This is a genomic window from Sphingomonas aliaeris (assembly GCF_016743815.1).
Taxonomy (GTDB): Bacteria; Pseudomonadota; Alphaproteobacteria; order Sphingomonadales; family Sphingomonadaceae; genus Sphingomonas; species Sphingomonas aliaeris.
Genome location: NZ_CP061035.1, coordinates 2,007,397 through 2,029,935 on the forward strand (window position 1 = coordinate 2,007,397; position 22,539 = coordinate 2,029,935).

Consider the following 22,539-nt stretch of genomic DNA (forward strand, 5'->3'; position numbering starts at 1 on the left):
GTCCTGCACGTATCGACGGTTGCCATCCGTGGCCACGCCGTGCTGATCGAGGGGCAATCGGGTTCCGGAAAATCCGATCTGGCGCTGCGGCTCATCGATCGCGGCGCTATACTGGTCAGCGATGATTACACGATCCTGACGCGGCAAGGCGCTGCGCTTGTCGCTCGTGCGCCCGATACGATCGCGGGCAAGATCGAAGTGCGCGGTTTGGGAATCCTGACGGTGCCGTTCATGGCCGATATTCCGGTTGGGATGATCGTGCGGCTGACGGATCGGATCGAACGTATGCCGATGGCCCCGTCCGTGCGTTCGATCGCCGGATGTGAGATACACGAAATCGCTATCGACCCACATCACCCCTCCGCCCCGATCAAGGTGGAACTGGCGCTTGCACAGGAATTGTTCTGATGGCCGAACCGAAGGATATCCTGCTGGTGACCGGCCTGTCCGGTGCCGGCAAATCCACCGTGTTGCGGACCCTGGAGGATCTGGGGTGGGAAGTGGTCGACAACCTCCCGCTTCTGCTGCTCGACCGGTTGCTGAGCGCAGCCCTGCCGGAAGGATCTGACGGTGACGATCAACCGCTCGCCATCGGTATCGGCGCCCGGACGCGAGACTTCGATCCCGATCGCATCGTGCAGCGGATCAAGACGCTGCGCGAGCAGCACGGGCACGATATCGGCACGTTGTTCCTCGATTGCTCGGGATCGGAACTCGAGCGGCGATATTCCGAGACACGGCGGCGGCATCCGCTCGCCCTGGATCGACCGGCAAGCGACGGGATCGCGCGCGAACGCGAATTGCTGGCGCCGTTGCGCGGATGGGCCAATCGGTTGATCGACACGACCGATCTCACCGCGAACCAGTTGGCGCAACAGGTCCGCGAGACGTTTTCCGGCGAGCGGCTGGGATCGCCGACCCTGTCGATCACCTCGTTCGGCTTTGCGCGCGGCCTGCCCCGGAACGCCGATCTGGTGTTCGACATGCGCTTCCTGCGTAATCCGCACTGGGTTGCCGACCTGCGCCCCGGAACCGGGCTGGATGCCGATGTCAGTGCCTATATCGAGGAGGATACCGCCTATCCTGCCGCGATGGAGCAGATCGAGTCGCTCCTGCTGCTGTTGCTCCCGCGCTACAAAGCGGAGGGAAAATCTTACGTCACGATCGCATTCGGATGTACCGGAGGGAGACACCGGTCGGTTCACGTCGCCGAACGGGTCGCGCGGCGGTTGCGCGACGCGGCATTTTCCCCCACGGTTGCACATCGTGATCTGGCCGCCGCGCCCCAGGATAGTCTGGAGGGCGCACCGGCAGACAGCACTGGCAGTGGAACGAAGTTGGAATGATCGGCCTGGTTCTGGTGACGCATGGACGCCTTGCCGAGGAGTTCGTGACCGCGATGGAGCATGTCGTGGGCAAGCAGGAGCGGATCGCGACGATCGCGATCGGCCCCGAAGACGACATGGAAGCGCGCCGCAAGGATATCGCCGACGCGATCCACGACGTGGATTCGGGGCAAGGCGTGATCCTGCTGACCGACCTGTTCGGCGGCACCCCGTCGAATCTCGCGATCTCGCTGATGGAAAAGGGCAGGTTCGAGGTGATCGCGGGAATCAACCTGCCGATGCTGATCCGGCTCGGTTCGGCACGCTCCAAGATGAAGGTCGTGGACGCGGTCGCCGCAGCGCGCGAGGCGGGGCGGAAATACATCACCGTCGCGTCCGAAGTGCTCGGCGAGGCGGCCGCCTGATGGCCATTCAGCGCACTGTCCTGATCACTAACAAGCGCGGACTTCACGCCCGTGCGAGCGCGAAGTTCGTCACGCTCGCATCGACCCAGCCGACCGAAGTGACGGTCGAGAAGGACGGCGCGGGATCGGTGACCGGCACGTCGATCATGGGCCTGATGATGCTCGGCGCGGCGATGGGGGACTCGATCGTCATCTCCGCCGACGGAGACGGCGCGGAAGCAGCGGTCGGCGCGCTGTGCGAACTGGTCGAGGCGAAGTTCGGGGAAGATTGATCGGGCGGCGAGCCACAGGCGGCTCGACTTCGGACGACGCCAGCCGATAAGGGGGCAATCCGCCCCACAGCAATCGGCCCGACCATGCCCCGCGAAATCACCGCTTATTCCAACCCGCTGATCAAGCGCATCCGATCGCTGCGCGAGAAGAAACACCGTCGCGAGGAAGGGCTGTTCCTGGCCGAAGGGCTGCGCATCCTGACCGAGGCGCGCGAGAACGGGCGCATTCCCGAATATCTGTTCTATTCGCGTGAAGGCGCCGGGCATCCGTTGGTCCGCACGTTGATCTTCGATGTCGAGGATAGCGGTGGGCAGGCGATCGAGACGGTGCCGGATATCCTGTCCAAACTGTCGGGCAAGGACAATCCGCAGGCGGTGGTCGGCGTGTTCGCGGAGTTTGCCGGGGCGCTGGGCGTGCTGGACCGAACGTCCGCCGACATCTGGCTGGTGGCGGAACGGCTGCGCGATCCGGGTAATCTGGGCACGATCCTGCGCACGGGTGACGCGGTCGGCGCGGGTGGGCTGATCCTGATCGGTGAATGCGTCGATCCGTTCTCGGTCGAGGCGGTGCGGGCGAGCATGGGGGCGTTGTTCACGGTGCCGGTCGTCATGGCCGAGTGGAGCGAGTTCCTGCCGTGGCTGCGGTCCGGTCCGGGCCAGCTGGTCGGGCTGAGCCTCGACACCGAGAACGACTATCGCGCCGCCAAATACGATGCCCCGACATTTCTGCTGACGGGGAACGAGGCGCAGGGGATGCCCGCCGAGATGGCCGCGGAATGCGATCTGCTGGTCAAGATCCCGATGCTGGGCAAGGCGGACAGCCTGAATGCCGCGGTGGCGACGGCAGTGATGGCGTATGAGGTGCTGGCCCAGCGCCGGGGGTGACGGGCTCGTCAGGCATCCAGCATCATCGATACGAATTCGTGCGGCGATCGCATGAATTCCCTCGTGATCTGAAAGTGTTCGGTATCTTCCAGCGCGACCTGTTCGAGGCCGTGAGGGCGCATCCTGAGCAGCACCGCGCCCGGCATCGCCATCAGGATGGGCGAATGCGTGGCGATGATGACCTGGCTGCGATCCTGCGCCCGGATACGCGATAACATGCGGAGGAAATCGAACTGTCGATTTGGCGACAGCGCGGATTCAGGTTCGTCGAAAATGAATATGCCCGGTCTCTCGCAGCGCTCCTCGAAGAACCGCATGAATCCTTCGCCGTGCGAGTGCGACAGGAAATTGGCGCAATCGCTTTGCATCTCATCCAGATACCGCGCCACCGAGAAGAAGCTTTCCGCCCGGAAGAACCAGCCTTGCGCGATCCGGGGGAGCCAGCTCGCCTTCAACGCGTTCGCCAGCACCCCGCCGCCGGTCTCCACGGCACGCGAATGGTCCACGGCGCGGTAGCCCGGTCCACCGCCGCCTTCGTCGAATCCGGCCAATACCGCCAGTCCCTCCAACAGGGTCGATTTCCCGATACCATTCTCGCCGACGATGATCGTGATCGGCGCTTCGAACTTCAGCTCGAAATAGCCGTCCCGGAACATGGGCAGGCAAAAGGGATATTGCGACGCGTCGAAGTCCGGACCGGCCTCCAGCCAGACCCGCTTGAGGTATGGTGGCGAGAGACGCAGCCGACGCGGGCGGGCCATCCGGGCTACGCCGTTGCCGGCTCGGCGTCGCTCTTGCCGCCAGCCTCCGGACGGTCATCCGACAAGGCGGGCGCATCGCCGTAGCGGGCGAGTGCCTCGACCGGCTGCATCGTCTCGATCTCCCGCGCGCCGGGTTCTATGTTGAGGTCCTTCAGCTTGCGCGCGGTGACGAGCGTGCGGCTTTCGAAGCTGGAGACGAAGGCGTTGTAATTGTTGACCGCGCTGGTCAGCCCACCGCCGACCTTGCGCAGATCGCCCGCCGCCTTCGCCAAGCGGTCGTACAATTCCTTGCCCAGTTCGCCGATCTGCCGCGCTTCCTTCGCGAGCCGTTCCTGACGCCAGACGGCCGAGACGGTGCGCGCGATCGCGATGAGATTGGTCGGGGTCGCCAGCAGGACTCGCTTTTCGAACGCGAAGTCCCACAGGCCGGGTTCCTGCTCCAATGCCGCCGACAGGAAATGTTCGCCGGGGACGAACATGATGACGTAATCCGGCGCATCGGCGAACTGGCTCCAATACGCCTTGTTGCCCAAGCCATTGATATGCGCCTTCATTGATGCGGCGTGCAGCGTCAGGCCCTTGGCGCGTTCCGCTTCGTCGACCGCGCCGAACGCGTCCTGATAGGCGTTGAGCGACACCTTGGCGTCGATCACGAGGCTGCGGCCGCCCGGCACTGTGACGATCGCGTCGGGCCGTAGCCGCCCGCCCTCGTCCCCGCCCGAGACGCTGACCTCGGTCTGGAAATCCGTATGTTCGGACAGGCCGCAGCTTTCGAGCACGTTCTTCAACTGCTGCTCGCCCCAACGTCCGCGCGATTTCGGGGCGTTGCGCAGCGAGTTGACCAGCTTGGCCGCCTCGCTCGAAACCTTTTCCTGGCCGATCCGCATCTGTTCGATCTGGCCCTTCAATTCGCTGAAGGCGCCCTTGCGCTCGTTCTCGACCTTCGAGACCGCTTCCTCATATTTCAGCAAGCGATCGCTGACCGGCTGGAGCATCGATTTCAAATTCTGCCCGGCGGTTTCCTCGGACTGTTTGAAGCGTTCGTCCGCGCGTTTCAGGAAATTGGTCTGCGCGTCGGTCAGGATCTTGCCGGCGAGCTCGCTGAACTGCGACGTCATCATGTCCTTCGCCTCGCGCAATTCGATCATCCGCGCATTGTGAACGTCGCGCTGTTCGATCATCCGCGCCTCGAACGCCTCGGCCTGCGCCGTCAGCGTCGCGAGCCGCGTGCGTGCCATGTCGCGTTCCTCGCGGATCGCCTCCAGTTCCTCGCGCAGATCGGCGACGCCCCGCGCGCGTTCCTCCGCCGAAGCGAGATCGACGATCGCACGTTTCAGTTCGTCCGTCCGCGCATCCCGCTCCGCTCGAGCATGGACGATATTGCGGTTTCCGAACAGCCAGCCGACCGCCAGACCGAGGATCAGCGCGATGATCGCGGCGAGCAAAATCTCCATCACTTCGACTCGAACAAATTGACGAAGTTGACACTACGGTCGGCTCTTTGGCCCCCCGCCTGATGGAAAAAACGATGAAGGGCGGAGCGGAAAAGGACATGGCAGTGCATGCCGGGAACATAGAACGAACGTCACGAGTAGGACAGCGATAATTCACCGCTTCGGCTTGCGGTCGCGTCCGTCGGGCTTACGGATGGCGCCATGCAGTCAGACATCGAAATATCACGCGCCGCCACGTTGCGGCCGATCGGCCAAATCGCGGCGGCGCTCAGCATCCCCGATGCAGCGGTCGAGCCGTACGGGCATTTCAAGGCGAAGATCGATCTGTCGCGCGTGCCGGCGACCGGCAAGCAGGGCAAGCTGATCCTGGTCACCGCGATCAACCCGACCCCCGCCGGCGAAGGCAAGTCGACCACGTCGGTCGGGCTGTCCGACGCGCTGAACCGGATCGGACGGCAGACCGTGCTGTGCCTGCGCGAGCCCTCGCTCGGCCCATGTTTCGGGACGAAGGGCGGCGCGGCGGGCGGCGGATATGCGCAGGTCGCGCCGATGGAAGACATCAACCTGCACTTCACCGGCGATTTCCACGCGACCACATCGGCGCACAACCTGCTTGCGGCGATGATCGACAATCACGTCCATTGGGGCAATGCGCTGGACATCGACGTACGGCGGATCGTGTGGCGGCGCGTGCTCGACATGAACGACCGCGCGCTGCGGGACATCGCTCAGTCGCTGGGCGGCCCGGCGAACGGCTATCCGCGCGAGAGCGGGTTCGACATCACCGTCGCGTCGGAAGTGATGGCGATCCTGTGCCTGGCCACCGACCTGCACGATCTGGAGGCACGGCTGGGCCGGATCGTCGTCGCCTATACGCGGGACCGCCGCCCGGTCACCGCACGCGACCTGAAGGCGGATGGAGCGATGGCGGTGCTGCTGGCGCAGGCGATCAAGCCGAACCTCGTACAGACATTGGAGGGCAATCCGGCGTTCGTGCATGGCGGGCCGTTCGCCAATATCGCGCATGGCTGCAATTCGGTGATCGCGACGCGCACCGCGCTGGCGCTGGGCGACTATGTCGTGACCGAAGCGGGGTTCGGGGCGGATCTGGGCGCGGAGAAGTTTTTCGACATCAAATGCCGCCAGTCGGGCTTGAAGCCGTCCGCGGCGGTGATCGTCGCGACGGTTCGCGCACTGAAGATGAATGGCGGAGTGGCCAAGGCCGATTTGGGCGCGGAGGATGTGGCGGCGGTGCGGCGCGGTGGCGTCAACCTGGCGCGGCATATCGAGAATGTGCGGATGTTCGGCGTGCCGGTCATCGTTGCGATCAACCGTTTCGACGGCGATAGCGCGGCCGAAATTGCCGCCATTGGCGAGATTGCGATGGCCCTTGGCTCCGAAGCGGTGTTGTGCACGCACTGGGCGGACGGTGGCGCGGGTGCCGTCGCGCTGGCGGAGAAGGTGGCCGACTTGTGCGACCACGCGACGCCGCAATTCGCGCCGATCTATGATGACGGCCTGTCGCTGTTCGAGAAGATCAACACGGTCGCGACGCGCATCTATCGCGCGGAGGAAGCGATCGCCGATCCGGGCGTGCATGCGCAACTAAAGCGGTGGGAGGATGCGGGTTATGGCGCCCTGCCCGTCTGCATGGCGAAGACGCAGTACAGCTTTTCGACCGATCCGGCGAAGCTGGGCGCGCCGACCGGGCATGTCGTGCCGGTGCGCGAGGTGCGGCTGTCCGCTGGCGCCGGCTTCGTCGTCGCGATCTGCGGCGAGATCATGACGATGCCCGGATTGCCACGCGTACCCGCGGCGGAGGCGATCCGGTTCGGAGCGGACGGTGAGATCGAAGGGCTGTTCTAACGGGTCGAAGCGCGAGCCGCCCCGGGCCGATCAGCCCTGCGGCTCGGCCCGGCTGTGACGGTTGCGCCATTTGTGCGCGATCCACAGCCGCCATCCGAATGCGGTCAGCGCATAGCCAAGGACGGAGAACACCACCGTCACCACGATCAGGCCGACGATCGTGGCGGGCAATGCGCCGGCCCACAGCCAGTGCAGCCAGTCGGTATTCGCCTCGACCGTCTTCGCGATCGGGTCGCCCGGCACCGCCTGATCGACGCGCAGCACGGTCTTGCCGATCCAGTAGGCGGCGACCCACAAAGGCGGCGTCGTCAGCGGATTGGTGATGAAGGTCGTCGCCGCGGCGGTCGGGATGTTGGCGCGGAACGGTAGCGCGAAGATCGCCGACAGCACGATCTGCGCGACCGGGAACAGGATGCCGGTCACCATGCCCAGCGCCACGCCGCGTGGAACGGAACGGCGGGTGAAGCGCCACAATTCGGGCGCCAGTACGCGGTGTGCGACCGGCTTCAGATAGCGATTGCCCTCCAGGCTTTCGCGCGTCGGCATCGATCGACGCCACCAGGCGGCCAGACGCGTGGACAGTTTCGGTTGGACCGCGACCTTGGGCGTTTCACCCGCGATCACGCATGATCCTCCCCTGCTCGCGTTTCCAGTCGCGTTCCTTGATCGTATCGCGCTTGTCGTGCGCCTTCTTGCCCTTGGCGAGCGCGAGTTCGACCTTCGCCTTGCCCGACGGGTTGAAGTAGATCGACAGCGGCACCAGCGTCATGCCGTCGCGTGCGACCGCGCCGTGCATCTTCTTGATCTCGCGTTCGTGCAGCAGCAGTTTGCGCGGGCGCTTCGGTTCGTGGTTGAAGCGGTTGCCGTGGCTGAATTCGGGAATGTTCGAATTGATCAGGACGACCTGGCCGTCCGCGACCTCGGCATAGCTTTCGACGATCGAACCCTGGCCGAAGCGAAGGCTCTTCACTTCGGTGCCCATCAAGGCGATCCCCGCCTCGAACACCTGCTCGATAAAGTAATCGAACTTCGCGCGCCGGTTCTCGGCGACGACCTTGGTCTTTTCGAATGTAGCGGGTTTGGGTCTGGCCATAGAGAGCCGCGATGTAGGCGCGCCCGTGAAGGAAGGGAAGCGGGCATCCGAGATATCGTGTCGGTCCGTGACGTTACCGGGGGCGAGACGATTTCGGGTGCGCGCCGTGCTGATTGGTCCGGGCTCGGAGGACCCGTCACCCCGGGCTCATCCGGGGGTGACGGGGCTTCCGAAGGGGACTTCAATCACCGGTAAGAGGCCGAACTTCAAAACGAATTCCAGTCGTCGTCGCTGCGGACCAGCGCCGGGATGGCGGCGGCGGGAAGCGGCTTGATCGGCGAGGTATACGCCCCGGGGGTGACATAGTCCGGTTTGCTGCGGGCGGAGACAGGGCCAGCGCCCTGGCCGATCGTGAACCGCCCCGCCTGTTCCGCGAGATGACCGACCTCCGTCGCCAGATTGCGCGCCGCGGCCGACGTTTCCTCGACCATCGCCGCATTCTGCTGCGTCGACTGGTCCATCGTTCCGATCGCCGACGAGATCTGGGTGATCGCCGCCGACTGCGCCTGATTGTCCGTCGCCATCGTGGCGAGCAGTTCGTGCACTTGCGAAACATCGCCCGAAATGTCGGACAGTGCGCCGTCCACCTTCGTCACCGCCAGCACGGCGGTGCCGATATCGGTCTGCGTCACGGTCAACTGATCGCGCGCGCGCTTGGCCTCCTCCTCGGCGCGCATGGCGAGTGCGGAGACCAGATCGGCCACCACCGCGAAGCCGCGACCGGCGTCACCCGCCCGCCCCGCCTCGACCGCGGCGTTCATCGCCAGCACGCGCGTCTGGAACGCGATCTTGTCGAGGCCTTCGATGACGGAATCGATTCCCTTGGCGCTTTCGGACACCCGGCCCATCGCCTGCACCGCTTCCTCCGCCACGACCCGGCCGCCGTCGACCGTCGCGATCGCCTGGTCCGCGCGTTCCACGGTGCGGGCCGCCGCGTCCGCCGACGTGCGCAGGCGAGTGTCCATCTGGGTCACCGCGGCGGCGGTTTCCTCCAGGCCCGCGGCGTTGCTCTCCGTCCGTCGGGCCAGATCCTCCGATGCCTGTGCGATCTCCCCGGATCCCGTGCGGATCGCCCGCGCGCTTTCCGACACCGCACCGATCAGGTCGCGCAGTTTGACCAGCGCTTCATTGAAATTGCTTTTCAGACCAACATATTCCGGCGGGAACTCGCTTACGATCGCTGCGGTAAGGTCGCCCTTCGACAGATCGGACAGATGCTCCGAGACTGTCTCGACGACCAGCTTCTGGTCGTTATCGGCTTTTGCCTTGGCAGCATCCGCCGCTTCCTTGGCGATGCCGTTCCCGCGAAACACCTCGACCGCCTTCGCCATCTGGCCGACCTCGTCGCCGCGGTCCTGTCCGGGAACCTCGACCGAATAACGGCCGACCGCGAGCATATTCATCACGGCGGTCAACCGCTTGATCGGATGGCCGATCGACCGGGTCAGCAATACGCACAGGCCGATGACGGAAATCATCAGCAAAATCCCGCCGATCAGCATGGCCTGGCGGCTGCCGGCGACCGCTTCATTGTGTTCAGCGGTATAGGCGGCGATCAGATCGAGCTGCTCGGCCCGGATGGCGCGCAAGGGTTTGAGAACCGGGGCCAGCAACTGGATCTTGTTGTTGGCGCGGATGATCGACATGGCCTCGGCGTTTCGGCCTTGGCGGGCCAGCGTCATCAGCCGGGTCGCCCATAACGGCTCCCATGCCTTTTTCAGTTCCCGCACCTCGACGAGCTTCGCCCGATCCGCCGGGTCGGTCACGAGGTCGTCCATCTTGGCCAGCGCCTCGGCCATCTGGCCGTTCGCCTCCTTGTAGATGCCCGCATAATAATCATCAGTGGTGATGACATAGCCGCGCACCTGCGCGTTCATCCGCTGCGCCGCCATCTCGTACGCCAGGGTCAGCCCGTGGATCTCCTGCGCCCGCGACGAATTGGTCGCGGCCTCGTTCACCGTGGTGGAGGTGTTCCACACGACCATCATCATCGTACCAACGATCGCGATGTTGACGGCAAAGGCCGCGATGAGTTTGGTGGTTATCGACCGATTACGCAGATTCATCGCTTCAGCTACTCCGAACACCCGCATCGGGGGCGGCACGTGGTGCGCAGCCCTTGCGATGATGCGATGGCAAATGGGGTCAGGGCACCAGCCCCATTCCTAAAAATGCCAATCGTTTCTTTGTAGAGTGGATGGACGGCGTCCGGTCGCGAACGCCGTCTAATATATGTTCTCCTGCCTGTATCGGCGCCGTCTCAGGCCGCCTGGGTCAAAGCAGGCCGGCCGCTACCAGGGCGTCGTCCACTGCGGCGCGGCTCGCCTCGTTCGGCTCGGTCATCGGCAGGCGGAGATGCAGCGGCCATCCGGGCTTCACCCGTCCGAGCGCATATTTGACCGGCCCCGGCGACGCGTCGGTGAACATCGCGACGTGCAGCGCGAAAAGGCGATCCTGTAAATCCAGCGCGAGCGTATAATCCTCGTCGGCGCACGCCGCCTGGAATTCGGCGCACAGGCGCGGCGCGACGTTCGCGGTGACGGAGATGCATCCGACCCCGCCGGACGCGTTGAACGCCAGGGCCATGTCGTCATTGCCGGACAATTGGCAGAAATCCGCCCCCGCGGCGATCCGCTGTGCCGAGGCGCGCTGGATGATCCCGGTCGCATCCTTGATCCCGACGACGCTGGGAAACGCTTTGGCGATCCGGCCGACCGTCTCGACCGCGATATCCGTCACGGTCCGGCCCGGCACGTTGTAAAGAACGATCGGGAGATCGCAGCTGTTCGCCACCGCTTCGAAATGGCGGAAAATGCCCTCCTGATTGGGGCGGTTGTAATAAGGCGGGACCATTAGCGCCGCGTCGGCGCCGGCGTCTTTCGCCGCCCGGATGTTGGCGATGGCGACGCGCGTATCGTTCGATCCGGCCCCGGCGATCACCGGCACGCGACCCTTCGCCTGATCGACGCAGACGCGGACGGCGTGGAAATGTTCTTCCGCGCTCAGCGTCGCGGCCTCTCCGGTCGTCCCGCACGGGACCAATCCATTCGACCCTTCGGCGATCTGCCATTCGATGAATTCGCGATACGCTTTTTCCGCGAACGACCCGTCGGATTCGAACGGGGTGACGAGCGCCGGTATCGATCCGGAAAACATGGCTAATCTGCTCCTGTGGTGCGATATTCCGCCGGCTCCGGCGCTTTTGATGGGCGACAGATACGAAGCGATGACCTATCCTGTCCACATGATACCGCTGTTCAAGACCGCCCTGATGTTCGCCACCGCCGCCGGCCTGATGACCGCCGGACAGGAGCAACTCGGCTGGGGCCGCGTGCAGCAGATGATCGATGGGCAATCCCCGACGCAGGACGCGACGCTTGCCGCCGCGATCGTCGAGTGGAAATCGTTGCGCCAGACGCCGGGTTATCCGTTCGAAAATTATGCCCGTTTCCTGCTCGCCCATCCCGGCTGGCCGGGCGAGACCGGTCTGCGCGACACGGCGGAGCGTTCCCTGGCCAAGGGCGGCTGGTCGCCATCGACCGTGGTCGCGTTCTTCCGCCGGTTTCCGCCGCGTTCGGGCGCAGGCGGCACCGCCTTCGCCAGCGCACTCGCGGTCGGCGGATATCGCGACGATGCGAATGCCGCGGCGCGCAAGGCGTGGGTCTCGGGCCCGCTCGCCGCGACGGACGAGGCAAAATTGCAGGCGGACTTTTCCTCCGCCTTCGGCCCGCTGGACCATGACGCGCGGATGGACGCATTGCTCTGGCAAAACTCACTTCAATCGGCGCAACGCCAGATTTTCTTCGTAAGCCCGCTGAAACGCCCGGTTTTCGAGGCGCGCCTTGCCTTACGCAGCAACGCGCCCTCTGCGGCAACTTTGGCAACGTCCGTCGAACTCCTCGCCGGCAACGATCCCGGCTTCATCGCCGATCGCGCGACGTGGTTCCGCAACGGCAACGCCCCCGCCGCCGCCCGCGCCCTGCTCGCCCGTCCCCGCATGCTGACGTCCCGCCCCGGCGATGTCGGCCGCTGGTACGACCTGCTGCTGACGATCGCCCGCGAGGCGGCGAATGACGGCCAGTCGACGCTCGCCTACGATATCGCGAGCAAGGTCGACGATGCCTATCCCGCTGGCACCGACGTGTCGAAGGCGCCGCTGTCGGAACGCGATGACTATACCAGCCTAGTCTGGCTCGCCGGGCAGACGGCGATGAAGTCGGGCCGGCCGGCGGATGCGATCGGCATGTACGATCGCTACGCCCGCGGGTCGCAGACGCCGCAGTCGCAATCGAAGGGCTATTACTGGGCCGGACGCGCTGCCGAGGCGGCGGGTCGCAAGAGCGACGCGCAGGCGTTCTTCAGCCGCGCGTCCGGTTACCGAGACCTTTTCTACGGCCAATTGGCGACGGAGCGTCTCGGCCTGTTGCTGACCGCGCCCTCCGCCCCGCTGACCCGTCCGATCGACGCGACGGCACGAAAGGCGTTCTACAATCGCGACGTGGTGCGCGCAGCGCAGTATCTGGGCACCACCGGTCGGTGGGAAGACCAGAGCCTGTTCGTCCGCCAGATCGCGATCGATGCGAAATCCGATACGGACCATGCGCTGGCGAGTGAATTCTCCAAGGTCATCGGCCGGCCCGATCTGGGCGTCATGGTCGGGCGCAGCGCATCGCAGAACGGCCTGACGGATTACACGACGGTCGCGTTTCCGAGCGTGAAGGTGCCGGCGGATCAAGCCGCGAACTGGTCGATGATTCACGCGATCGCGCGGCAGGAAAGCCAGTTCGACCGCGCGGCGATCAGTCGCGTCGGCGCGCGCGGGCTGATGCAGTTGATGCCTGGCACGGCGCGCGAGCAATCCGGCAAGCTGGGCCTGTCCTATGATGCCGGAGCGCTGACCAACAACACCGACTATAACATCCAGCTGGGATCGAGTTATTTCCAGCGCGTCTATGGCAGTTTCGCGAGCTATCCGCTGGCGGTCGCGGCGTATAATGCCGGGCCGGGCAACGTGAACAAATGGCTCCGCGCAAACGGCGACCCGCGGATGGGCACGGTCGATATCGTCGACTGGATCGAGATGATCCCGTTGCAGGAAACCCGCAACTACGTACAGCGGGTGCTGGAGAATGCGGTGGTCTACGATCTGATGAACCCGGCTCAGGCACGGTCGGCGGGCGCGACGAACAAACTGAGCTGGTATCTGGGCAAGGCGCGTCCGGGCTGAGATCGCCTGCGATGGATCGCCCCAATTATATCACGCCTGCGGGCTATGCCGTGCTCAGCGCGGAATATCGTCAATTGCTGGGCGAAGAGCGGCCGAAGCTGGTCGATGTCATTTCCTGGGCGGCGGGCAATGGCGATCGCAGCGAGAATGGCGACTATATCTATGGTCGCAAGCGGCTGCGCGAGATCGACCGTCGCGCCGCATTCCTCGCGCGGCGAATGAAGGCTGCGAAGGTCGTCGATCCGGCGCAGCAGCCCGATCGGTCGAAAGTCTATTTCGGTGCGGCCGTCACCATCGCCGACGAAGATGACAATCATCGCACGTTGACGATCGTGGGAGACGACGAGACCGACGCCGGCGAGGGGCGGATCGGGTGGAACGCACCACTGGCCCGCGCACTGCGCGGCGCGACGATCGGCGACGTCCGGCGCGTCGAACTGCCCGGCGGCGAACGGGAGTATGAGGTGATGGCAATCGCCTATCCGTCACCGGAGGATTTCCGGGCCGACGATTGACCCGACGATACGGACATGGAACGATCCTTCCTTGAACGATAAGGATGATGTCATGCCGATCCCTGCCAGTTGGTCACCGAAATTGCTCGCCGTGTTGCGGATCGTCGCGGGGCTGGGTTTCCTGCACCACGGTACGTCGAAGTTCTTCGGCATACCGCCCTTTCCGATGACGCTGAACGGACTGATGACCGTGGCGGGCGTGCTGGAACTGGTCGGCGGGGCGCTGATCGTGATCGGTTTCATGACCCGGCCGGTCGCGTTCGTTCTCGCGGGAATGTCCGCCGTCGCCTATTTCATGGTCCACGCGCCGAAGTCGATCTTTCCGTCGGTCAATGGCGGCGAACCGGTGATGCTGTATTGCTTCATCTTCCTGTATCTCGCTGCCGCCGGGGCCGGCGCCTGGAGCGTGGACGGTCGCGGCCGGCGATAACCGCCACGCTGGAGGGGGTGACATGCCCCCTGCCCGCCTTATACCGCTCCCGATGACAGATCAGGGAGTTGGCTATGAGCGACGATACTTCACGCAACGTCGCCTTGTTGATCGACGCCGATAATGCCCAACCGGCGTCGCTCGACCCCGTCCTGACGGTGCTCGCCGATCTGGGCGCGGTGAACGTCCGGCGGGCTTACGGCAACTGGTCCAAACCCGGACTCAAGACCTGGGCCGCGCTGACGCTGAAGCATGGGATCGAGCCGCAGCAACAGTTCGACATCACCAAGGGCAAGAACGCGACCGACATGAAGATGACGGTCGATGCGATGGACCTGCTGTATCGCGGACGCGTGACAGGGTTCGGCATCATGTCGTCGGACAGCGATTTCATGCCGCTGGTCATGCGTATTCGGCAGGAAGGATTGCCGGTCTATGGGTTCGGATCCTCGCGAACGCCGGAAGGGTTCCGGCAGGCCTGCACGCGCTTCATCGACGTGACCGGACTGGCCGTGCAGGAGGAAATGCCGCTTCCGCCCGCCATATTGCCCAAGGCTGCCGGCGCGGCTGGCGCGGCGCCATCGACGGCCGCAAAGCCGAAAGCCAAGCCGGAAACTGCGCCGGCCAAGGATGTCGCGCTGCCGGTCGGAGAGGATCTGGTGAAACTGCTCGGCGATGCGTGGAAAGCGGCGAAGCGCGATGCGGAGGGGTTTGCCAGCGTGTCAGAAGTGGGACGCATCGCGGGCAACCGGTCGAGTTTCGACGTGCGCAGTTATGGGTTCGCCAAGCTGGGCGACCTGATCGCGACGCTGCCCGAGTTCCGCAGCGAGACGCGCGAGGGCAGGACGTATGTGAAGAGGGTACGATGATGACGCGCAAGGTTCTGCTCGCTGTGAGTGCGATCGCGCTGCTGGGGGCTGCGAAGGCTCCGGTCTCGCCGGACCCTTCCCGCCTGTCCGAAACGGTGAAGGTGCTGGCGTCGGACGCGTTCGAGGGGCGCAACCCGGGAACGGCCGGCGAGACGAAGACGGTCGAGTATCTCGTCGCGCGCTTCAAGGCGCTCGGGCTGCAACCCGGTGGGCCGGACGGGAAGTGGGTGCAGACCGTCCCGATGATCCACACGCGGTTGGGCGACGGTCCGATCGCGGTGATCGGTGCCGACGGGAAGCGCGTCCCGCTTGCCCGCCCGGCGGATATCAACCTGACGACGGTCGGTGCTGCGCCGAAGATCGATATCTCCGGCGCGCCGATGGTGTTCGTAGGGTACGGCGTGAACGCACCGGAGGCGAAGTGGGACGATTTCAAGGGCGTGGACCTGAAGGGCAAGGTCGCCGTGTTCCTGGTCAACGATCCCGATTTCGAAGCGGCGGCGGGCGATGATGCGTCCGGCCGGTTCGGCGGCAAGCGGATGACCTATTACGGGCGCGGGACTTACAAGTTCGACGAGGCGGCGCGGCGGGGTGCAGTCGCTGCGCTGATCGTCCACGATACGGGCGGCGCGGGGTATGGCTGGAGCACGGTGTCCGCCAATCAGGGCGAGAATTACGACATCGTTCGCGGTCCGGACGACCGGCGCGTGCCGTTGCAAGGATGGATCGCGCATGACGTCGCGGACCGGCTGTTCGCGGGCGCCGGGCTGGATCTGAACGCGCTTCGCGTGGCGGCCCGTTCCGCGAGTTTCAAACCGGTCGAACTGCCGATGCGCTTTGCGGCGTCGCTGCCGGTGCAGATCGACCGCATCGAGAGTGCCAACGTGCTGGCGAAGCTGCCCGGTCGGACGCGGCCGAACGAGAGCGTCATGTTCGGCGCGCATTGGGATGCGTACGGCAAGGGCCAGCCCGAGGCGGGTGGCAAGACGATCCGCCCCGGTGCCAATGACGATGCGCTTGGCGTCGCGGGCGTGTTGGAACTGGCGCGATTGTTCAAGGCGGGGGCGCAACCCGACCGGTCGATGGTCTTCGCGCTGTGGACGGGGGAAGAGCGCGGGCTTCTGGGTTCGGAATATTATGCGACGCATCCGGTCTATCCGCTGGCGACGACGGTGGCGAACCTGACGCTGGATATCCTGCAGACCGCCGGCCCGGCGAAGGACGTCATCCTCGTCGGTGCAGGTAATTCGACGCTGGATACGCTGCTGGCCGAAGCGGCGACGGCGCAGGGGCGGACGATCACACCGGAGACGTTCAGCGAGCGCGGCTTGTTCTACCGCGCCGACCATTTCTCCGTCGTCCGCAAGGGCGTGCCGTCGCTGTTGCTGATGGCGCTTGGCGGTGCGCCGGATCTGAAGGCCGGTGGCCGGGTGGCGGGCCAGAAGTGGCTGGACGGGTATATGGCCTGCTATCACAAGACGTGCGACGAATGGTCCGCAAGCTGGGATCTGCGCGGGGCGGCCGAGGATGTCGGCCTGTTCCACGTCATGGGGGCGCGACTGGCGAAGGCCGGCGTCTGGCCGGAATGGAGCGCCGGATCGGAATTCCAGGGCGTCCGATCGACGACCAAAGCTTCGCGAAGATGACACGCGGTAACGCCCCGTCGCGGCCTGATCTCATCTTGCGCTGGAAGCTGCTGAAATCGGGACGGAAAGGATAGCCGCGGCTTCCGCCCCCGATCGCACCTGATAGCCGTTGCGGAAGAGCCGGGCGGGGGTCGCACGGACGGACACATCATAGGCATTCAGGACATGGCGGCGCATCGAATCTTAGTGACGGGCAAGGTGCAGGGGGTCGGATATCGCAACTGGACGGTGACGCGGGCCCGCGTCCTCGGCATCACGGGCTATGTCCGCAACAGCGGCAAGGCGGTCGAGGTCGTCGTTTCGGGAGAGGACGAGGCGGTCGAGAAGATGATCGAGCTGCTGCACGAGGGCCCTGCCCTGGCGCGGGTGGACAATGTCGAGATACAGGCGGCGAACGATGCGAAGCTGAAGGGCTTCACCAAGCGGCTCGGCGCCTGAGCGGAAAAGGGCCGCCGGATCGCTCCGACGGCCCCTGCCCGGTCAGCGGGTCAGTTTCTTGTAGGCGAGCGCGGTAGGCCGGTCGGCCGCATCGCCGAGGCGGCGGCGCTTGTCCTCCTCATACGCCGCGAAGTTGCCTTCGAACCATTCGACGTGCGAATTGCCTTCGAACGCAAGGATATGCGTGGCGAGACGATCGAGGAAGAAGCGGTCGTGGCTGATCACCACCGCGCAACCGGCGAAGTTCTCGATCGCTTCCTCCAGCGCGCCCAAAGTCTCGACGTCGAGGTCGTTGGTCGGCTCGTCGAGCAGCAGGACGTTGCCGCCGCGCTTCAGCATCTTGGCGATGTTGACGCGGTTGCGCTCACCGCCGGACAGTTTGCCGACGTTCTTCTGCTGGTCCGCACCCTTGAAGTTGAACGCGCCGACATAGGCGCGGGTCGACTGGTCGTGGCCATTGACCTTCATGTAATCGAGGCCGTCGGAAATCTCTTCCCAGACGTTCTTGCTTGGGTCGAGATGGTCGCGGCTCTGGTCGACATAGCCGAGGCGGACGGTGCTGCCCTTGTCGATCGTGCCGGTGTCGGGCGTTTCGTTGCCGATGATCAGCTTGAAGAGGGTCGACTTGCCCGCGCCGTTCGGGCCGATGACGCCGACGATGCCGCCCGCCGGCAGCGTGAAGGACAGATCCTCGAACAACAATTTGTCGCCATACGCCTTGGAGACGTTCTCGACCTCGATCACCTTGCCGCCGAGACGTTCCGGCACCTGGATGACGATCTGCGCCTTGCCCGGCGTGCGGTTCTGCTGCTGCTCGACGAGGCGATCGAAGTTGGCGATACGCGCCTTCGACTTGGTCTGGCGCGCCTTGGCACCCTGACGAATCCATTCCAGCTCGTTGCGGATCGCGGTCTGACGGCCGCTTTCCTCACGCTCTTCCTGCTCGAGGCGCTTCGACTTCTTTTCGAGATAGGTCGAATAATTGCCCTCATAGGGGAAATACTTGCCGCGATCGATTTCGAGGATCCAGTTGACGACATTGTCGAGGAAGTAGCGATCGTGGGTGATCATCAGGACCGCCCCGGCATATTCCTTCAAATGGTTTTCCAGCCATTCGACACTTTCGGCATCGAGATGGTTGGTCGGTTCGTCGAGCAGCAGGATCGACGGCTTCTGGATCAGCAGGCGGGTCAGCGCTACGCGACGCTTTTCACCGCCCGACAGGCTGGTGACGGACGAATCGGACGGCGGGCAGCGCAGCGCTTCCATCGCGAGTTCGAGCTGGCTGTCGAGGCTCCAGCCATCGACCGCATCGATCTTGCCCTGGAGTTCGCCCATCTCCTCCATCAGCGCGTCAAAATCGGTATCGTCCTGCGGATCGCCCATTTCGGCGGAGATCGCGTTGAAGCGATCGACCATGTCCGCGGTCGCGCGGGCGCCGTCCTTGACGTTTTCGAGGACGGTCTTGGTCGGATCGAGTTCGGGCTCCTGCTCGAGATAGCCGACGGTGATGTTCTCACCGGGCCACGCCTCGCCGGTATAATCCTTGTCGACGCCGGCCATGATCTTCATCAGCGTCGACTTGCCGGCGCCGTTCGGGCCGACGATACCGATCTTCGCGCCCTGATAGAATTGCAGGTTGATGTTGCTGAGCACCGGCTTCGGCGCGCCGGGGAAGGTCTTGGTCATGTCCTTCATCACGAAGGCGTATTGAGCGGCCACGGGAATTGCTCCGTTCTTGTCGAGATAATGTGCGGGAAAGCTGGGCGCGATGTAATGGCCGCGAGGCGGATTGGCAAACCCGCGCGGGAGGTTCGCACGCAGCGCCGGCCCGCAGCCGAAGTTCACACAAAGTCACACGCTATGGGGGTATCCGCAACGCCGGACAGAGCGGGGAAAAGAACGACGGAATTACTGGAAAGAGAGCCCGGAACGACATGATCCGTCCGTGCCCCAGGACGCGTCTGTAGGACAGGATCGTATTTTCCCGAGGCGGGTGAACCGGCCGGTTTTTGGGATGCCATGCCGCGTCGGTTCGCTTAAGCCTGACTGCGAACACCGGCGCCGGCCGGTCCGCTGCAAAAGGGAATCCTTGTATGAACCGCACCATGATGATCGTAGCCCTGGCCGGGACCGCGCTTTCCGCTCCGGCCGTAGCGCAGTCGTCCGCAACGCCGCGCCCGTAGGAGCGCACCAGCCTGCCCGCGCCGACGCCCGTCGATCCGGCGGTCGCGAAGCTGCGCGATGCGGCGCTGAAGGACGAGGTCGCGTACGATATCGTCGAGGGGATGACGACGGAGGTCGGCCAGCGGCTCGCCGGGACCGAGGCGGAAGCGCGGGCGCGGACCTGGTCGGTGGCGAAACTGAAGTCGCTGGGTTTCAAGAACGTGCGGATCGAAACGTACCGGATGCCCGTCTGGGTGCGCGGTACCGAAACGGCGGAAATCGTGTCGCCTTTTCCGCAGAAACTGAAGCTGACTGCGCTTGGTAACTCCGCAGCGACGCCGCCGGAGGGCCTGACTGCCCCGATCGTCTATTTCCCGAGCTTTGCCGATCTGCAGGCTGCTCCCGACGGAAGTTTGAAAGGCAAGATCGCGTTCGTTTCCAATGCGATGACCGCCACGCAGGACGGTTCGACCTATGGCCAGTTCGGCGCGGCGCGCTTCACCGGCCCCAATGTCGCCGCGTCGAAGGGTGCTGCCGCGATCGTCATCCGGTCGATCGGATCGGATCATGGCCGCGGGCCGCATGCCGGCCTGACGACCTTCGCTGCGGGTGTCGCGCCGATCCCGGCGGCTGCCTTGTCGACGGCCGATGCGGACAATCTGTCGCGCATGGTCGCACGCGGCAAACCCGTCACGCTGAAGATCGTCCTGACCCCGCAGCAGACTGGGACGCACGAATCAGGCAACGTCATCGCGGAAGTACCCGGTACGGATGCCAAGGCGGGCATCGTGCTGATCGGCGGGCATCTGGACAGTTGGGACCTCGGCACCGGCGCGATCGACGACGCGGCGGGCGTGGCGATCACCGCGGCGGCGGCGAAACGATTGCTCGACGGGCCGCGTCCCAAGCGCACGATCCGCGTCGTCTGGTGGGGATCGGAAGAAGTCGGCGGCTTCGGTGGCGACGCCTATGCAGCAGCGCATAAGGGCGACCGCCACGTACTGGCGGCGGAATCGGATTTCGGCGCGGACAAGGTCTGGCGTTTCACGACCAATTTGCCCGACCAGGCGAAAGCAGTCGGCGACCGCGTCGGCGCGGCGCTCGCCCCGCTCGGCATCGTGAAGGGGCGCGACAAGGCGCGGGGTGGTGCCGATGTCGAGCCGATCCTGGCGACGGGCGTGGCCGGCATCGACCTCAACCAGTCCGGCGAGCGCTATTTCGATTATCACCACACGCCCGAGGATACGCTGGACCGCATCGATCCCGCGCAGCTGGCGCAGAACGTCGCCGCATGGACCGCGATGCTGGCCGTCGTCGCCAATGCGCCGGAGGATATCGGACCCGTTTCGGGCAAATGAGACGAACCGATTCTCTCGTGCGCCTTGCTGAAAGCTGAATCCCGACCGTCTTGATCGGAGTTTGCGATTGACGGTTCGTTAAACGACGTTATTTGCAGGGCTTCGCGGGGGGCAATCGAGCTGGCCGCGAGTTTTGCTATGCTTGGGAGCAACCGCATGAAGAAGATCGCATTTGTTCTCGCCGCCGCCGGCCTGATGTCCGTGGCTGCTTGCACGAAGTCCCCTGAGGCCGAAGCCGTCGTGAACAACGCCGACGTGGTCGCAGACAACATGGAAATGACCGCTGACAACATGGAAGCAATGGCCGACAACTCGTCGAACGCCGTTGCTGCAGACGTTCTGACGAACGCTGCCGACAACATGGAAGCAGCTGCCGACAACGTCCGCGACGCAGCGGAAGAGAAGGCAGACAACATGAAGTAAGTTCTGTCGGGCCTTCATGGCCCGATGGATTTATTTTGGACGAAGGGCGCTTCCGCAAGGGGGCGCCCTTTTTCTTTGTGCGGGACGGTCGCCGTGGTGATCGATGCGCAGCCGGATAAGCCAGTCTGCCGTTAAACTGTCACGCAACGTGCTATATGCCTTGCGCCCCCGGCCAGTCCCGCCTAAGCGCTCCCTCGCGTCGGGGAGTGGCGCAGCCCGGTAGCGCGCCTGCTTTGGGAGCAGGATGTCGCAGGTTCGAATCCTGTCTCCCCGACCATTTATCTAATATTGTTTTGTTTCAGCAAGTTAGCTCGTCGTTTCAGCGATGTGTTGTAGCAACTGCTGTATCGTGCGCTGTATCAACCCGTAAGTTTTGCTGAGTAATTAAGAGTGGTGTGGTGAGAGCCGAGTGATTCGTCATGTCGAGGATCGGTTTTGCCCCCCCACCCGTTCTCACCCTGAAAGCCCGACAGGAGATGAGCAGACTTTGATGGGGTGACGGCACCAAATGGCCGGACAGCGTCTCCAGCGGCCGTTACAGCCGGTCTGCATGCGATGTTAAGGCGGCAGCCTGCGGCAGCATGCGGCAGCATGCTGCGAAACGGTGTCCAACCGTTCCCGACATCATACGCTTTCGATCTCAGTGCGCCACAAAGCGCAGCCCGCCGACCCGAAGATTGCAACGGATTCGCGAGCAGTCTAACGCACCAAGATGCATCAACGAGACTCGCAGCTGCTTTCCTCGAAACGTGAAAGAGTGCGCGGGTGAGCGTCGAGCTCCTCAAACGCTCTGTGCGAGCGATCAGTAGAAATTACAAAGATCGTGAACAGCGATCTCGTCGCTTGTTCATCGAGGAGCGGGCGGCTTCACTGCATTTTCATCGTGAACGAGAATTTGCGATACGAACGGCCATATCCGAGCATTTTGCAGTTCCTTATTCGGCTGTCGCATTCACTGGCTCGGCACAATTGGGTTTCAGCGTCCACAAGGACCGGCTTTTCGAGCCCGGAATCTCGGATTTGGATGCCGCTTGCATAAGTCCAGACTTGTTCCAGTCTGCATGGATGGATGTAGTCAAAGCCACGCGCTCTTTCACGGATTTAACGCCATTCGGCCATTCGAAAAAAGTGAAATTGATCTTTTCAAAGATCAGATATTGAGAAGGGGCATGATACGTATCGACGCAATGCCCCTGTCCGACAAAAGCCGAAGTTGGGCGGCTTTCCAAGGGTCCCTTAGTCGCGCGAACGCCGACCTATTTAAAAACGTAAGCATCGCGATTTACATGAACGAGTTTGCATTTTGCTGGAAGCAAGACAGCGCTCTTAGCACGTTACTCAGGTGATCTCATGATAAACGAACTAAAATATACTGTGCGTTCGCGC

General features: G+C 64.1%; 21 protein-coding genes, 1 tRNA gene and 1 pseudogene. 16 read left to right on the top strand and 7 right to left on the bottom strand.

Annotation, left to right across the window (positions count from 1 at the left end):
• Window positions 1-6: 6 nt before the first annotated feature.
• The 5 genes and pseudogenes from H5J25_RS09485 to H5J25_RS09505 form a co-directional block, all read left to right on the top strand.
• Window positions 7-408, top strand: a pseudogene (locus tag H5J25_RS09485) (HPr kinase/phosphorylase); the annotation flags it as partial.
• Window positions 408-1,346, top strand: a complete 939-nt coding sequence (gene rapZ / locus H5J25_RS09490) for an RNase adapter RapZ (RefSeq protein ID WP_202090449.1) — start codon at window positions 408-410, stop codon at window positions 1,344-1,346. The pseudogene H5J25_RS09485 and the gene rapZ, both read left to right, overlap by 1 nt.
• Window positions 1,343-1,750: a PTS sugar transporter subunit IIA gene (locus H5J25_RS09495; protein WP_202090450.1), complete on the top strand. Its 408-nt coding sequence runs from the start codon at window positions 1,343-1,345 to the stop codon at window positions 1,748-1,750. The genes rapZ and H5J25_RS09495 overlap by 4 nt, the downstream gene beginning before the upstream one ends.
• Window positions 1,750-2,022, top strand: a complete 273-nt coding sequence (locus H5J25_RS09500) for an HPr family phosphocarrier protein (RefSeq protein ID WP_202090451.1) — start codon at window positions 1,750-1,752, stop codon at window positions 2,020-2,022. The genes H5J25_RS09495 and H5J25_RS09500 overlap by 1 nt, the downstream gene beginning before the upstream one ends.
• An 84-nt stretch (window positions 2,023-2,106) precedes the next feature.
• Entirely contained in the window at window positions 2,107-2,907 is an 801-nt protein-coding gene (locus H5J25_RS09505; RefSeq protein WP_202090453.1) for a TrmH family RNA methyltransferase, read from the top strand.
• 8 nt (window positions 2,908-2,915) lie between these two features.
• On the opposite strand, the gene H5J25_RS09510 is transcribed toward H5J25_RS09505, so the two are convergent.
• A complete protein-coding gene (locus tag H5J25_RS09510) occupies window positions 2,916-3,668 on the bottom strand; it encodes an AAA family ATPase (RefSeq protein WP_202090454.1) in 753 nt (250 codons plus the stop codon).
• Window positions 3,669-3,673: 5 nt separating this feature from the next.
• Entirely contained in the window at window positions 3,674-5,122 is a 1,449-nt protein-coding gene (gene rmuC, locus H5J25_RS09515; RefSeq protein WP_202090455.1) for a DNA recombination protein RmuC, read from the bottom strand.
• Window positions 5,123-5,323: 201 nt separating this feature from the next.
• On the opposite strand from rmuC, the gene H5J25_RS09520 reads away from it, so the two are divergent.
• Complete coding sequence (locus H5J25_RS09520; protein WP_202090456.1) at window positions 5,324-6,988, top strand: formate--tetrahydrofolate ligase; 1,665 nt, start codon at window positions 5,324-5,326, stop codon at window positions 6,986-6,988.
• A gap of 30 nt (window positions 6,989-7,018) precedes the next feature.
• On the opposite strand, the gene H5J25_RS09525 is transcribed toward H5J25_RS09520, so the two are convergent.
• From H5J25_RS09525 to dapA, 4 genes are all read right to left on the bottom strand, one after another.
• Window positions 7,019-7,534, bottom strand: a complete 516-nt coding sequence (locus tag H5J25_RS09525; RefSeq protein WP_202096267.1) for a DUF2062 domain-containing protein — start codon at window positions 7,532-7,534, stop codon at window positions 7,019-7,021.
• 64 nt (window positions 7,535-7,598) lie between these two features.
• On the bottom strand, window positions 7,599-8,081 hold the full coding sequence (smpB, locus tag H5J25_RS09530; protein ID WP_202090461.1) for an SsrA-binding protein SmpB: 483 nt from the start codon (window positions 8,079-8,081) through the stop codon (window positions 7,599-7,601).
• A gap of 206 nt (window positions 8,082-8,287) precedes the next feature.
• Entirely contained in the window at window positions 8,288-10,147 is a 1,860-nt protein-coding gene (locus tag H5J25_RS09535; RefSeq protein ID WP_225883026.1) for a methyl-accepting chemotaxis protein, read from the bottom strand.
• 208 nt (window positions 10,148-10,355) lie between these two features.
• Window positions 10,356-11,237 (bottom strand): 4-hydroxy-tetrahydrodipicolinate synthase, encoded by an 882-nt coding sequence (gene dapA, locus H5J25_RS09540; protein ID WP_202090462.1) that lies wholly within the window; start codon window positions 11,235-11,237, stop codon window positions 10,356-10,358.
• A gap of 88 nt (window positions 11,238-11,325) precedes the next feature.
• Here dapA and H5J25_RS09545 point away from each other — a divergent pair, with 88 nt between their 5' ends.
• From H5J25_RS09545 to H5J25_RS09570, 6 genes are all read left to right on the top strand, one after another.
• Window positions 11,326-13,308: a lytic transglycosylase domain-containing protein gene (locus tag H5J25_RS09545; RefSeq protein WP_202096269.1), complete on the top strand. Its 1,983-nt coding sequence runs from the start codon at window positions 11,326-11,328 to the stop codon at window positions 13,306-13,308.
• Between the two features lie 11 nt (window positions 13,309-13,319).
• Window positions 13,320-13,823, top strand: a complete 504-nt coding sequence (greB, locus tag H5J25_RS09550; protein ID WP_202090463.1) for a transcription elongation factor GreB — start codon at window positions 13,320-13,322, stop codon at window positions 13,821-13,823.
• 31 nt (window positions 13,824-13,854) lie between these two features.
• Entirely contained in the window at window positions 13,855-14,253 is a 399-nt protein-coding gene (locus tag H5J25_RS09555) for a DoxX family protein (RefSeq protein ID WP_225883027.1), read from the top strand.
• A 74-nt stretch (window positions 14,254-14,327) separates the two neighbouring features.
• Window positions 14,328-15,122 (top strand): NYN domain-containing protein, encoded by a 795-nt coding sequence (locus H5J25_RS09560; protein ID WP_202090464.1) that lies wholly within the window; start codon window positions 14,328-14,330, stop codon window positions 15,120-15,122.
• On the top strand, window positions 15,119-16,768 hold the full coding sequence (locus H5J25_RS09565; RefSeq protein WP_404829526.1) for a M28 family peptidase: 1,650 nt from the start codon (window positions 15,119-15,121) through the stop codon (window positions 16,766-16,768). The genes H5J25_RS09560 and H5J25_RS09565 overlap by 4 nt, the downstream gene beginning before the upstream one ends.
• Window positions 16,769-16,933: 165 nt before the next feature.
• Window positions 16,934-17,206: an acylphosphatase gene (locus tag H5J25_RS09570; protein WP_202090465.1), complete on the top strand. Its 273-nt coding sequence runs from the start codon at window positions 16,934-16,936 to the stop codon at window positions 17,204-17,206.
• A 42-nt stretch (window positions 17,207-17,248) separates the two neighbouring features.
• Here H5J25_RS09570 and ettA read toward each other — a convergent pair whose 3' ends face one another.
• On the bottom strand, window positions 17,249-18,928 hold the full coding sequence (gene ettA / locus H5J25_RS09575; RefSeq protein WP_202096272.1) for an energy-dependent translational throttle protein EttA: 1,680 nt from the start codon (window positions 18,926-18,928) through the stop codon (window positions 17,249-17,251).
• 476 nt (window positions 18,929-19,404) lie between these two features.
• Here ettA and H5J25_RS09580 point away from each other — a divergent pair, with 476 nt between their 5' ends.
• The 4 genes from H5J25_RS09580 (at window position 19,405) to H5J25_RS09595 (ending at window position 22,314) form a co-directional block, all read left to right on the top strand.
• Window positions 19,405-20,730: a M20/M25/M40 family metallo-hydrolase gene (locus H5J25_RS09580; protein ID WP_225883507.1), complete on the top strand. Its 1,326-nt coding sequence runs from the start codon at window positions 19,405-19,407 to the stop codon at window positions 20,728-20,730.
• Window positions 20,731-20,886: 156 nt separating this feature from the next.
• Complete coding sequence (locus H5J25_RS09585; protein ID WP_202090467.1) at window positions 20,887-21,153, top strand: hypothetical protein; 267 nt, start codon at window positions 20,887-20,889, stop codon at window positions 21,151-21,153.
• Window positions 21,154-21,353: 200 nt separating this feature from the next.
• Window positions 21,354-21,430 (top strand) — tRNA-Pro (locus H5J25_RS09590).
• 488 nt (window positions 21,431-21,918) lie between these two features.
• Window positions 21,919-22,314, top strand: coding sequence for a hypothetical protein (locus H5J25_RS09595; protein ID WP_202090468.1), 396 nt, complete (start codon window positions 21,919-21,921; stop codon window positions 22,312-22,314).
• Window positions 22,315-22,539 lie beyond the last annotated feature (225 nt).